The organism is Mucilaginibacter xinganensis, from assembly GCF_002257585.1.
In the GTDB taxonomy this organism is placed as follows: domain Bacteria; phylum Bacteroidota; class Bacteroidia; order Sphingobacteriales; family Sphingobacteriaceae; genus Mucilaginibacter; species Mucilaginibacter xinganensis.
The window spans coordinates 3,203,884-3,217,509 of sequence record NZ_CP022743.1; the positions used below are offsets into that span (position 1 = coordinate 3,203,884).

At 40.1% G+C, this 13,626-nt stretch carries 11 protein-coding genes; 7 read left to right on the forward strand and 4 right to left on the reverse strand.

Features of this window, described 5'->3' with window-relative positions:
* Positions 1-7 precede the first annotated feature (7 nt).
* Complete coding sequence (gene ribD / locus MuYL_RS13995; protein ID WP_094571166.1) at positions 8-1,063, reverse strand: bifunctional diaminohydroxyphosphoribosylaminopyrimidine deaminase/5-amino-6-(5-phosphoribosylamino)uracil reductase RibD; 1,056 nt, start codon at positions 1,061-1,063, stop codon at positions 8-10.
* Positions 1,064-1,096: 33 nt separating this feature from the next.
* Between ribD and prmC the strand changes: the two genes are divergently transcribed.
* Positions 1,097-1,966, forward strand: coding sequence for a peptide chain release factor N(5)-glutamine methyltransferase (gene prmC / locus MuYL_RS14000; protein WP_157740846.1), 870 nt, complete (start codon positions 1,097-1,099; stop codon positions 1,964-1,966).
* Here prmC and xerD read toward each other — a convergent pair whose 3' ends face one another.
* Positions 1,967-2,866, reverse strand: a complete 900-nt coding sequence (xerD, locus tag MuYL_RS14005) for a site-specific tyrosine recombinase XerD (RefSeq protein WP_094571168.1) — start codon at positions 2,864-2,866, stop codon at positions 1,967-1,969.
* A 37-nt stretch (positions 2,867-2,903) separates the two neighbouring features.
* On the opposite strand from xerD, the gene aroQ reads away from it, so the two are divergent.
* Both aroQ and MuYL_RS14015 read left to right on the forward strand, forming a co-directional pair.
* On the forward strand, positions 2,904-3,323 hold the full coding sequence (gene aroQ, locus MuYL_RS14010; protein ID WP_094572946.1) for a type II 3-dehydroquinate dehydratase: 420 nt from the start codon (positions 2,904-2,906) through the stop codon (positions 3,321-3,323).
* Positions 3,324-3,345: 22 nt separating this feature from the next.
* On the forward strand, positions 3,346-5,874 hold the full coding sequence (locus tag MuYL_RS14015) for a mechanosensitive ion channel domain-containing protein (RefSeq protein WP_157740848.1): 2,529 nt from the start codon (positions 3,346-3,348) through the stop codon (positions 5,872-5,874).
* Here MuYL_RS14015 and MuYL_RS14020 read toward each other — a convergent pair.
* A complete protein-coding gene (locus MuYL_RS14020) occupies positions 5,843-6,892 on the reverse strand; it encodes a glycosyltransferase family 2 protein (RefSeq protein ID WP_094571170.1) in 1,050 nt (349 codons plus the stop codon). The two genes, MuYL_RS14015 and MuYL_RS14020, sit on opposite strands and share 32 nt — an antisense overlap.
* Positions 6,889-7,773, reverse strand: coding sequence for a lysophospholipid acyltransferase family protein (locus tag MuYL_RS14025; RefSeq protein ID WP_094571171.1), 885 nt, complete (start codon positions 7,771-7,773; stop codon positions 6,889-6,891). The genes MuYL_RS14020 and MuYL_RS14025 overlap by 4 nt, the downstream gene beginning before the upstream one ends.
* 36 nt (positions 7,774-7,809) lie before the next feature.
* Here MuYL_RS14025 and MuYL_RS14030 point away from each other — a divergent pair, with 36 nt between their 5' ends.
* From MuYL_RS14030 to MuYL_RS14045, 4 genes are all read left to right on the forward strand, one after another.
* Entirely contained in the window at positions 7,810-8,421 is a 612-nt protein-coding gene (locus MuYL_RS14030; protein ID WP_094571172.1) for a WbqC family protein, read from the forward strand.
* A 99-nt stretch (positions 8,422-8,520) separates the two neighbouring features.
* Positions 8,521-8,892, forward strand: coding sequence for a hypothetical protein (locus MuYL_RS14035; protein WP_094571173.1), 372 nt, complete (start codon positions 8,521-8,523; stop codon positions 8,890-8,892).
* Between the two features lie 99 nt (positions 8,893-8,991).
* Complete coding sequence (locus MuYL_RS14040) at positions 8,992-10,377, forward strand: TolC family protein (RefSeq protein WP_094571174.1); 1,386 nt, start codon at positions 8,992-8,994, stop codon at positions 10,375-10,377.
* A 12-nt stretch (positions 10,378-10,389) separates the two neighbouring features.
* Entirely contained in the window at positions 10,390-13,626 is a 3,237-nt protein-coding gene (locus MuYL_RS14045) for an efflux RND transporter permease subunit (RefSeq protein ID WP_094572947.1), read from the forward strand.

Below are 13,626 nucleotides of genomic sequence, written 5' to 3' on the forward strand. Positions count from 1 at the left end.
GTAAAGTTTAATTCTGAGGGGTATTAATCATGATCACAAGTTTGTCTTTTCCAATGGCATATCCGTCAACAGTTTTTCCGTATATTAATGGGGCCTTTATGCCCGTCTTCAATTCCTTTTCGCTGGTAAAAACACGGCATTCATCCCACAAGCCAGCTTCAATAAAACTATTTAACGTACTGGCTCCACCTTCAATAATTACTGACTGGATATCCTGAAGATATAGCTGAAATAATATATACTGGGGTACGTAACGATCAAAATCTTCAAGGGCAATATACTTGTTTTTGCCGTCAACATCTGTTTTTATTTCATTAAATATCAATGTTTCAACTGTTTGATCAAATAAATTCAGATTTGGATTTAACTCAAGCTTCCTGTCAATAACTACCCGTTTAGGAGACCGGCCGTTAAAATACCTTACATTTAGTTGCGGGTTATCAATCGCGGCTGTATTTTTACCTACCAACACAGCATCCTCCTCGCTGCGCCACTTATGTACTAATTTTTTTGCCTCCGTACCTGATATCCAGTACTGGCTATTATCGGCCGGAGCAAAAAAGGCATCCGCAGTTTGTGCCCATTTCAAAATAATATAGGGCCTTTGTTTTTGGATCCGGGTAAAAAAACGGCGGTTTAACCACCTGCATTCTTCTTCTAATACCCCAACCATCACGTCAATACCTGCATCCTTTAGTTTCTCAATTCCTTTACCGTCCACCTGCGTAAACGGATCGCGGCAGCCAACAACCACTCTAGCGATCTGGTGTTTAATGATCAGATCAGCACAGGGGGGTGTTTTACCATAGTGTGCACATGGTTCCAGCGAAACGTATATCGTTGCCTTTTTCAATAAAGCAGCTGCGTCCGGAAACTTTTCAAATACACTGTTAATAGCATTGACTTCGGCATGGGGCCCGCCATATTTTTGATGATAGCCTTCACCTATTATTTGATCATTGACTACCACAACGGAGCCAACCATTGGGTTAGGACTTACGGCAGGCGCACCCAATTCCGCAAGTTCAATACAACGCTGCATATATTTTTCATGTTGCACCATGGTGCAAAAGTAGCTTTTATGTTACTTTGTTGCATGAAAACTATAAAGGATGTTTTTGAAAACTACCGGTTGAATCTTGTCAAGATGTACGATGTGAATGAAGTGAACGCGATAACCTCACTGACAATCAACAATGTATGCGAACTATCTACAGCCAAAATCAAAGCTTTCCCCGAGTTTGAAATATCCGCCGGTCAATCTCTGAAATTAAAAAACATCCTCTTGGAGCTAAAAACAGGAAAACCGATTCAGTATATTTTAGGAAATACCGAATTTTATGGCCTGCCATTTAATGTAAACCCATCAGTACTTATCCCGCGTCCTGAAACCGAAGAGTTGGTGGAGTGGGTTATTAATTCAGTTAGCAGTAAGCAGTGGACAGCGGGCAGTATGTTGGATATTGGTACCGGAAGCGGCTGCATCGCCATCAGTTTAAAGAAAAATTTACCTGGGTTTACTGTATCTGCCATAGATATTTCGATAAGCGCATTAAAAACAGCGGTCTCTAATGCGGAACTTAATACGGTTGATGTTGAATTTGTAGAGGCCGACATCTTAAATTTCAAACCCGAAACCAAGGCTCCTAAATTTGAAATTATAATCAGCAACCCGCCCTATGTTACCCTGCATGATAAAGCACAGATGCATAGCAACGTAACAGATTTTGAACCCCACTCCGCCTTGTTTGTTCCCGAGAACGATCCATTGATATTTTATAAAGCAATTGCGGATTATGCCTTTACCCGCCTGACATCCGGCGGATTATTATTTTTGGAGATAAACGAAAGTTACGGCAGCCAAACGGTTGAATTATTAAGGGTTAAAGGCTTTAACAACATTGAGCTAAGAAAAGACATGAGCGGAAGGGATAGAATGATCAAATGTGAGCTTATCCCCCGATAACTAACTCCGGGGATGAAACTGAATAATAGTTCCCTTTAAATATTCCCGGTCTAGATGAGTGTAGATCTCCGTGGTAGTTATACTTTCGTGACCCAGCATTTCCTGCACAGCGCGAAGATCGGCCCCCCCTTCCACCAGGTGCGTGGCGAAGGAATGCCTGAATGTATGGGGACTGATATTTTTTTTGATGCCTGCAACCTCAGCCAGCTGTTTAATGATCATAAAAATATATACGCGGCTTAACCTTGCTCCTCTCCGGTTTAAGAATACAAGGTCTTCCTCGCCCTTCTTTACCGGGATATGTACGCGTATAAGTTCTATCCAAATTTTCAGGGCTTTTATCGCCGATCCGCCAATCGGTACCAGTCTTTCTTTGCTGCCCTTGCCTGTTACTTTAATAAATTCTATATCTAAATAAAGATTCGACAATTTAAGTTCGGTTAATTCCGACACCCGCAATCCGCAACCATATAGCACTTCCAATACGGCTTTATTTCGCCCGCCTTCCGGTTTGGACAAATCAACCGCATCAATCATTTTGTTGATCTCTTCATAACTTAGCGTATCGGGCAGTTTACGCTGAATTTTCGGAGACTCCAGCAATTCGGAAGGATCAATCTTTATCAGATCCTCCATTAAAAGATATTTATAAAAAGCTTTTATTCCCGATAAAATCCGCGCCTGCGAAGATGGGATCATGCCCAGTTCAGCCGCCCAAACAATAAACAAACGCAGATCAGCCAATGAAATACGTTCCGGATTTATCTTAAATCCTTCTCTGTCAGAAAACTGGTGCAGCTTTTCTATGTCCCTGCTGTAAGCCTCAATGGAGTTTACTGACAAAGATTTCTCTAATTTCAAGTATGATTGAAAGCCTTTTATTGCTGAATGCCAATCCAATTGATTTTTTTTAATGTTTTTAGTTAAGTTTGAACTAATGAAGATACAAATTATAAACGGGCCTAATTTAAATCTGCTCGGCGTGCGCGAAAAATCAATTTACGGAAATACTGATTTTGATACATACCTTAATGACCTTCGCCACCGTTATCCTGCTGTTGAAATTGATTATTACCAAAGTAACGTGGAAGGCGAAATTATAAATAAAATTCATGAAGTTGGCTTTACCAGTGATGGTATAGTTATAAATGCAGGCGCTTACACGCACACGTCGATAGCTATAGCGGATGCTATTGCTGCTATAAAATCTCCTGTGATTGAAGTTCATATCTCTAACGTCTATAAGCGTGAAGAATTCAGGCACCATTCCATGCTGGCTGCCAGTTGCAAGGGTGTAATTGCAGGATTTGGAATGGATTCATACCGGTTAGCTGTGGAAAACCTGATAAATGTTTAAGAAATATTATAAATCGCTATTAATGCTCAGAATAATTAAAACAACCCCGCTAATTATCCTTTTACTGGCGACATTAACTCCTTTTAAAAATTTTGCACAGGAGAAGAAGAAAAAACCACAAACTGTACTGCGTGAAGTACAAAGGCACAAAATGCGCTCACGCGATTCGCTACTGCGGTCGTTAAACAAATCAGATACCTCCATAAACAGTTTGCTGCAAAGGGTTGAGCAATACACTACAACGTTTAACCAGATAAATAACAGCTTATCAGAAGGGTTAGATACAGCAGAAGTATGCCAGGGCCTGCCGCCAGTGGTAAAGAGGCTAAATAAAATCGATAGCCTTACAAACACCCATAAATCAAGCACCTTACGCTACCTGTTTGTTTTACGTGATAATTTAGATCGTATCCAGGATAAGTTAGAAGGCTGGCAAGCTGATCTTGAAGATGTCAGCACCAAATTAATCCAAAACCAGACGGAGCTTATTAAATTTTTCAAAGATACGACGTTAAGGTTTGTACCCGCCGACAGTGCTTTAAGAATTAGTTATTTTGAACAGCGAAGATCTGTACGGCAGTTATTTCGCAGTACGGATTCTGTGAACAGGGCGAGCCTGTCAAAGGTCAACGTTTTACAGGATAAATTATCTATTGCATACACAAAGGTACTTGACGAGACAGACCAGATAGATTTAAAAATTAAACGGTTTGCCATTAAAGCTATGGCAGGCGAATCTGAATATATTTGGTTCGCTGCTATTCAGGTTGATGATTTTAAGGCTGCTTTAAAGAGCACTATAAAACTTAATAAGGTACTGTTCTACTACTTTATTAAAAGTGAAACTGTTACACATTACGTTAGCGTTCTTTTTCTGGCGCTGATTTTTATATGGATCATATTTACCCGTTCTAAAACATTACACTATCACGAAAATCCTCAAACTATTCTTGATCAGGCCAACTTTATAAATAAAAAGCCTGTAATCGCTGCGCTGCTTGTTGCAACTGCAATTATTCCCTATTTCTATAGCCATCCCCCGGTAGTATTTTTAGAAACACTTTTCCTGGTATCGATGATATTCTCGCTGGTACTTGTTAAAAATAACTTCTCGCAGCTATCATACAGCTTTCTTAAACGGTTATTTGGGCTAACGATCATTTATGGAATAAGTAACCTGTTTATACAAATTTCAAACATCGACAGATACGTAGTTTTATTGTTGAGTATCGCTTCGTTTGTAACGGGTTTAATATTTTATAAAAAAGTTAAACAATCACCCAATGATCACCTGCCTTATACAGGCCTTGCCTTAAAGATCTTTATCGCCATGCAATTTTTGGCGTTCCTGTTAAATGTAACAGGGCGGTTTAGCCTGGCTAAAATAGTTGGAGTTACAGCCGTATTTAATTTATGGTTACTGGTGATCCTTTTCTTTGTGGTGCAAATAATTGTCCAGGCCTTATTTTTACAGTTCCAGGTAAAGAAAGAAGGAAACAGTATTATAAACTGGCTCGATTATAACATTTTACAAAAGAAATTCCGGAACGTTCTCGTTACCATAGCGTCTTTATTATGGCTTTTTACGCTTTTGCAAAATCTAAATATTGATGATTGGATTACTGATAATGTAAGCGATATATTGGGTGAGTCGCGAAGCGTTGGTGGGGCTTCATTTACCTTTGGCGGCTTTGTTATTTTTATAGCGGTTATCTGGTTATCGTCTATCGTCTCAAAAATCATCAGTTATTTTTATGATGTTTCTGCACAGCGCGTAACTGATCTGTCTATTGCGAAAAAGAAAAACCGAACTTCTACCCTTTTGATCAGGCTCGGAGTTTTCTCGATAGGGTTCCTGCTGGCTGTTGCCGCGTCCGGATTTCCATTAGAGAAACTAACTATTATTATAAGCGCGTTCGGTATAGGCATTGGCTTTGGTTTACAAAACATTGTAAACAATCTGGTATCCGGTTTAATACTGGCGTTTGAAAAACCAATCCAGATTGGCGACATTATTGAAGTAGATAACCGCTCGGGAACAATGAAAGAAATCGGTATCCGGTCAAGCAAGATTTTAACGAGCGAAGGTTCGGAAGTTATCATTCCTAACGGCGATCTAATTTCACGCCATGTGGTAAACTGGACGCTTAGTAACAGTAACCGGAGAGTTGAACTGATTGTCGCGGTAATGTATGGCAGTGATATTGATAAGGTTAAAACCCTTTTAAAAACACTGCTTGGTAACCGCGAGGATATTATGAAAACGCCCGGCCCTTCCGTTTTTTTAAATGGTATTAGCGAAAGTGCCGTAGAGTTCAGAATTTTTTTCTGGGCCGATGATATCAGTACTACGCTTGAGCTAAAAAGTAAGGTATTAGCGGATATACACCAAGTGCTAAGTAATGAAGGAATTTCATTACCATCATCTAAAAAAGACCTCTATCTGCATTTTCCGGATGGGGTGCCTCCGCAAAATTTAATAGAAGAAGCCGGGGATGAAAAAGTGATTAAAAAAGAGATTAATAAAAACGATCCTGGTCAAGATCAGTAAAGTGTTTTCTCTTTTTTACAAAGAAAGCCCATACGAGGCTGCCTTTGTACATCCCCTTAGCGCAATTGGCTGTTGGTAGTTGGCAGTTGGCCTTATTTTTTGCTTTTGATTTTTTTCCTTTAAAAAGACCGAAAACAAAATTCTGATGTGCGCGGCTAACCGCCCAGGCATCTTTACGCTTACCCTCGCTTAAAAATCGAAGTAATGCAAGCAGGTCCATCCAAATGCGAACACCTATTACAAAAACAGCCCGCCAAAATGGAAGATTATTTTGCAGCAGCAGTAAATTATTCCTAAAATTAAGATACGTTTTAAAGGGGTTTTCAACATTCAGTGTACCGCCGCCTAAATGGAACACTGCTGACTCGGCACAATACATTACCTTGTATCCCATGTTTTTTAACCGCCAGCACAAGTCTATTTCCTCCATGTGAGCAAAAAAACGATCATCGAAGCCACCCGCTTCATGCCACCGATCTTTTTTTATAAACAAGGCGGCACCGGTAGCCCAAAAAACTTCCTTCGATTGCTGATATTGCCCTTTATCCTCCTCAATCTCATAAAACATCCGGCCCTGGCAAAAAGGATACCCATAGCTATCGATATAGCCCCCGGCAGCACCCGCGTGTTCAAAATGATCTTTTTGATTATAGGCGAGGATCTTGGGAGCGGCGGCAGCAATAAGCGGATCGCTCTCCATAAGGTTTATAACAGGTGCTATCCACCCGGGCGACACTTCGACATCTGAATTAAGCAGGATATAATAATCAGCCTCTACCTGTTCTAAAACCCGGTTATACCCCCCGGTAAAACCATAATTATCGTCATTCTGGATAATCTTTATGCCGGGATATTCGCTTTTTATAAAATCAACAGAGCCATCCGTTGACGCATTGTCGCCAACAATAATATCGAGATTAGGATATGTAGAAGATAATACAGAAGGAAGAAACTGGCGAAGGTATTTAATGCCGTTCCAATTTAATATAACTACGGCAACTTTTGGTGTATAACTCATTTTTGTATATCCTCGGGCTTAACTTTCCATCTGCGGTGCGACCAAAGCCAGTATTCGGGTTTCTCTCTTATTAATGATTCAAGGTATTTTACATGAACCTCAGTGATCTCGTATGGTTTGGTAAGCTTCGGCTCTTCTACCAAAGGTACAAAGGTATAGGTATAGTACCCTCTTTTTACTAAATCTATCCGGTAAAATATCACCACGCAATCTACCACTTTTGTTAACTTTTCAATTCCTAAAAATACTGCCGTTGGCTGGTTAAGAAAAGTAGTAAAGTAATTTATTTCGTGCTTTACCGGTGTTTGGTCTGACGCCAGTACGGTAAAGGTAAGTTCATTTTTGTATTCTATCATTTTACGAAGCGTTTGCTTCATAGAAATCATAGTTGCGCCAAAACGTGAACGGATACGGTTAAAAAAATCTGTAAATACTTCGTTCGACTGTGGCTTGTACACGATCAGCCGCTTTTTATCGGTCAAAAAGCCAAAACTTAAACAGGCCATCTCCCAGTTGCAATAATGCCCGGCGGCAGCCAAAATGCTTTTCCCATTTTTGAAATAATGATCAACCAATTCCGGGTTCGTCGGAATCATCCTTTTCCGCACCTGTTTTTCAGACATACTAACCGATTTAATGGTTTCCATCATCAGGTCGGCCATGTACTTGAAGTATTTTCTCTCTATTAATTTACGCTCCTCCGCTGTTTTTTCAGGGAATGAATTACGCAGATTTTCCTGTACAACCTTTCGGCGATAACCTGTTATATAATAAAGAATTACAAAAAGGAGATCGGCAATAAGGTACAGAAACCAAAAAGGAAGTAACGAAAGCAGGTACAAAAAGAATGTCCCTAATCTTGAAAGCCCTTTTTTTATCATTATTTTCGTCCGGTTTTTGCTACAAACATAAAATATATGATTGAAAAAGGCGCTGTGTTACCTATGTTTTATCTTCCACCTGTAGAGTATTTTTTAAGGTTAAATAGTTATAAGCCTGATATACTGATAGAAAGCCAGGAAAACTTCCCTAAACAAACCTATAGAAACAGGGCCAGCGTGTACACACCGGATGGTGCGTTAACCCTAACAGTGCCCGTTATGAAAGGCTCAAAAAATCACACCAAAATAAAAGATGTTAAAATAAGCTATGATTTTGAATGGCAGCGTCTGCATTGGTTGAGCCTTCAGGCATGCTATCGCCGTTCGGCATACTTTGAATATTATGAAGACGAGTTTATTTCATTCTATGAAAAAAAATTCGATTATCTTTTTGATTACAATGAGCAGCTTTTGCTGTTTATACTAAAGGCTATGAAGATAAAGCTTGAAGTTAAATACACGGAAAGTTATGAAACAGCATACCCCGGCCTGGCAGATTACAGAAGTAGTATAAATCCGAAACGTGAATCTGAATTTCAGCAAAAGCCCTATTTCCAGGTATTTGAAGAAAGAAAAGGATTTTTAAAGAACCTCAGTATTGTTGACCTGCTGTTTAACCAGGGGCCCAATTCGGTCAATTATTTATGACAACCAATTAATGCAACATTAATGTTACTTTAACATACCTGGACAAAATCATCACAATTTTGTACTTATTTTTGAAGTTATTAAAACGTGATAAAAATAATGCCCCTGTTTAAATCAGTATTAATATTTATTTGCTTTGCTGTTATAATGCTGGTTGCAAAACCTTTTATCGGTTTTAATGCCTTCTCACAGATGCATCATCTTAAACACTTAAATATTTGTGTAAAAGCTTTTACTAAACGTAAACAGGAATTTATTGAAAACAGCAGCCTTGATATAACTTACATTCAAAAAAAGCTCGCTGATCCTGTTGATCAATTTTTTCTGCTTTTTTCTTTTCTTTTAGGGATAATATTACCTTTTGTTTTTGGTACAGAAAACAATATCAGTAACCGAATTTTACGAAGACTGAATTTAAGCCACACCTTGTACGAACACTCCTATCTGCTCAACAGCTCGTTGATTATTTGATTTTTAAATTGATTGCTTCCCGCAATGTTTTATAACAGCAGGCTTATCATGCTGCTGTTTTCCGGTATTTAAATTTCATCATTAATTTTCCGAACTAAAATGTTAAGTTTTAAAAGATGCTTAAGCATTTTGCTGTTTCTTTTTTTTGCAGCAGCATCAAATGCCCAGCAATCAACCCCAATAACTTTAAAAGAATTATTAAACCTGGCAGATAAAAAAGCGCCCGAACTGCTTACAGATTCCGCAGCTATTCTTATCCGCCAATCTCAGGCGGCCGAAACCCGCAGTAACTGGCTCCCTAACTTAAGATTGAATTATCAGGCAGATATTGGCACCAGTAATAACACTACGGGCCCCTATTTCGGCTTTGGTATTATTCCATCAAGTTCAGGAGGAATCCACAATACCAGTGTAACAACAGCAGTAGGCGACAACCTCGGCATTGCTGCTCTTGACTGGGAGATCTATAATTTTGGTAAATATGGCGCCGAAAATAAAGTGGCCAACTCAGATATAAAAGTTGAACAAAACCAGTTTGCACAATCAAAGTTTCAGTTACAAGCCTTTACAATAAGTAATTATTTACAATTATTACGATTGCAGGATTTCTTAAATATCCAATACCGTAATATTCAGCGTAACCAGCAAATCAGGCGATCAATAGAGTCGCTTGCTAAAAGCGGTGTACGCGCCGGTGTTGACACCAGTATTGCAGAGGCCGAACTATCAAAAGCGCGTTTAAACTATATCGAATTAAAGAACCAGTTTAAACAGCAACAATTACAGTTGTCGGTGGTAACAGGCTTACCTTACCAGTCAATTGTACCCGATACTACTGTTGAGGCAACGCTCATCAATCAACCATCCGCATATTTATTTAACCCCGATACCTCGAATCATCCACTGATTAATTTTTACAGGTCTGTTTACCAAAACAACCTGCAAAGAGAGACCCTGGTTAAAAAGCTTTATAACCCGAAGATCTCACTGGAGGCGGCTGCCTGGGGTCGTGGCTCAAGTGTAAATACAAGTGGTCAGTACAACGATGTTTCAAGTGGTTATGGTTTTCAAAGAGGAAATTACCTGGTTGGCTTAGGCATATCCTATAATCTTTTTGATTTAAGAAGAAGGCAGCTAAAACTCCGTACGCAAAAAGCAAGTACCAATTATGCCTTAAAGAAACTTGAAGAGGAACAGCAACTTCTTGCTGTAAGTGCCAGCCAGGCCGATGTTGAAATGCAAACTTCGCTCGAAAGGTTAAAAGAAATCCCAAACCAGTTAAAGGCGGCAAATGACGGTTACAGGCAAAAACTATCATTATACAAAAATGGATTAACAGATATTGTTGATCTTGACGCAGCCTTGAATATTCTATACCGTGCCGAAACGGATTTCATGCAGGCTAAATACAACTATGCCAATGCGCTTTTCCAAAAAGCCATTACTCAAAACCAGGTAAATACAGTTTTAAACTTTTTAAAATAACCAACTATGTCAATGGTCACATCTGCACTAAAAAGGCCTATTACTATAATAGTAATAACCATGAGCCTTTTGATATTTGCCGTGCTAAGTGCAATAAATATACCTATAGATATCTTCCCTAAATTAAACCTTCCCACTATTTATGTTATTGAATCGTACGGCGGTATGTCGCCGCAGCAAATGGAAGGCTTTTTCGCTACAGGCCTGCAAAATCAGTTTTTATATGTTGACGGCGTAAAAAACATCAGCAGCAAAAGCATCCAGGGGCTAACCATAATAAAAATATCATTTTACGAAACCACTAACATGGCAGAAGCTTCGGCCCAGGTTGCCTTACAGGTTAACCGGGCCCAGAGCTTTTTCCCTCCTGGTGCGCTGCCTCCCCAGGTAGTGCGATATGATGCATCATCATTACCTGTTGGTGAGCTGGTGCTGGATAGTAAGTCCGAGAGTTTAAAAGATATTTATGACCTTGCTGCCACGCGCATCCGCCCAATGTTTTCAACCATACCCGGGTTATCGGCCCCTCCGCCATTTGGTTCAAATGCCAGAACGATTGTTTTCAGCATTGATCCGAATAAATTACGGAGTTTTAACCTCACGCCCGACCAGGTTGTGGAAGCATTGGCAAAATACAATGTGATGTCCCCGTCAGGAAACCTCAGGGTAGATAACACCATGTTTTTAACTACCATGAACACACTGGTTAAAAATTCTGAGAACTTTGGAAACATTCCCATTCTTACAAAAAATGGAGTGCCTATTTATATAAAAGATATTGCCCGGGTTACCGATGCTGCCGATGTTACGGTTGATTACGCACTAATAAACGGCAAACGTTCTGTTTATATCCCCGTGGTTAAAACGGCGTCTGCATCTACATGGTCAGTAGTTCAAAACCTGAAAAGCAAGCTGCCTGAAATGCAGAATTTACTGCCAAACGATGTAAAGATCTCTTATGAGTTTGACCAGTCGGTCTTTGTGGTAAATGCGGTAAAAAGCTTAATGACCGAAGGTGGGATGGGTGCGCTGCTTACCGGTTTAATGGTGCTGTTGTTTTTACGGGACTGGCGAAGCAGTTTAATTGTAGTTATAACCATCCCGGTTTCTATATTAATTGGGGTATTACTGCTTGGTATGTTTGGCCAAACCATCAATATTATGACCTTAAGCGGGCTTGCGTTGGCGATAGGTATCCTGGTTGACCAGGCAACGGTTACTATTGAAAATATACACCAGCACCTGGAGATGGGAAAATCAAAAAAACTGGCAATTTACGATGCCTGCGAAGAAATAGCGTTCCCGCTATTGCTTATCTTATTATGTATCCTTGCCGTTTTCGCGCCTTCCTTCATGATGAATGGGGTACCCAAGGCCATGTTCCTGCCACTGTCCATGTCAATAGGCTTAACCATGATCGTTTCGTATATCATAGCGCAAACGTTAGTACCCATTCTATGTAACTGGATGATAAAAGCAGAACGTTACCAAACTTATCACCATGGTAAAATACATGCTCATGCCGGCGAATCATTAGATAGCAGCGAACAGCAACAGGTAAAAATGCATCAGCAACAGGAAGAAGAGCATCCGGAAGAAAACGATCTTTTTGAAAAGGTGAAAATGCGTTTTATAAAAATTATAACCCATTTAATGCCCCGTAAAAAACTGCTTGTGCCCATTTACCTCGCCGCTGTGTTACTGCTTGCAGGAATTGGATTTGTGGTGATAGGCAAGGATATGATGCCCAAACTAAATAATGGACAATTCCAGATCCGGCTAAAAGAACCGCAGGGCACGCGCCTGGAACGCACGGAAGATAAGTTTAAGCAGGTACTTCATATTATTGACCAAACAGTAAACAACCACGTAAAAATAACCTCAGGCTATATAGGTTTAGTCCCGAGCAGTTTTGGAAGCAGCAACCTTTATGTTTTTAATACCGGCACACACGAGGCCGTGTTACAGGTAAATCTGGACGAAGATTATAAGGTGAATATGGATGAGCTTAAGGATGCGCTGCGCAAGAACATATCACATGTATTGCCAGAAATGACAATCACTTTTGAACCCATCGACATGACTGAAAAGATCATGAGCCAGGGTGCGAATACGCCAATTGAAGTTCAGGTAGCCGGAAAGGACATTAATCAGATTGAAGGTTATGGAAACAAGGTATTAGCAAAATTGAAGCAAATCCCTTATTTGCGCGATGTCCAGATAAACCAACCTTTGAAATACCCTATTATAGCAATTACGCTTGACCGTTTAAAGATTTCACAATTAGGTTTAAATGTGAGTGATGTAGCGCGCTCAGTTACTGCAAGTACGTCTTCGAGCCGCTTTACATTAAAAAACCTGTGGCTTGATGAAAAGAATGCTTACACCTACCAGGTACAAGCGCAAATACCGGAGTATGTAATGAACAGTATGGATGAATTGAAGGAAATTCCTTTGGTAAAAGGTCAAAGCAGCCCTACCCTTGCTGATGTTGCTACTTTTAAACAAACAACAGCTCCCGGAGAATATGATCGTACCGGCCCCAGAAGGTTTATAACCATAAGCGCCAATATTTATAAAAAGGATCTTGGCAGCGCAACAACTGCTGTTCAAAAAGCGGTAAAATCAATCGGAACCCCGCCAAAAGGGCTGATTGCGGAAATTGGAGGTATGTCAGGCCTGTTAACAGAAACACTAACCAGCTTACAAAACGGACTTGGATTTGCCATCTTGGTTATCTTTTTGCTGCTGGCTGCAAATTACCAGTCGTTCAAAGTTTCTCTTACTGTTTTATCAACAATTCCGGCAGTAATCCTGGGTTCAATAACCGCGCTCTTATTAACGGGCTCAACCCTTAATTTACAATCGTACATGGGAATGATCATGTCGACAGGTGTATCTGTTGCAAACGCGATCCTTATTGTAACTAATGCCGAAAAACTAAGGCTTGATTATAAAGACGCAACAAAGGCTGCTATTACAAGTGCATCTATCCGCTTAAGGCCAATTTTAATGACAAGCCTCGCTATGATAGCTGGTATGATCCCCATGGCATCGGGAATGGGCGAAGCAGGAGAGCAATCGGCTCCGCTTGGCCGTGCTGTAATTGGCGGTCTCTTCGCTTCTACCCTGGCAGCGTTGTTTATTTTACCAATGGTTTTTGCGTGGGTGCAAAATAAGACAACCTACGACGAGCCATCACTGATGCCTGAAGAACTAACAACAACCACATCTTTAAACACAAAATAA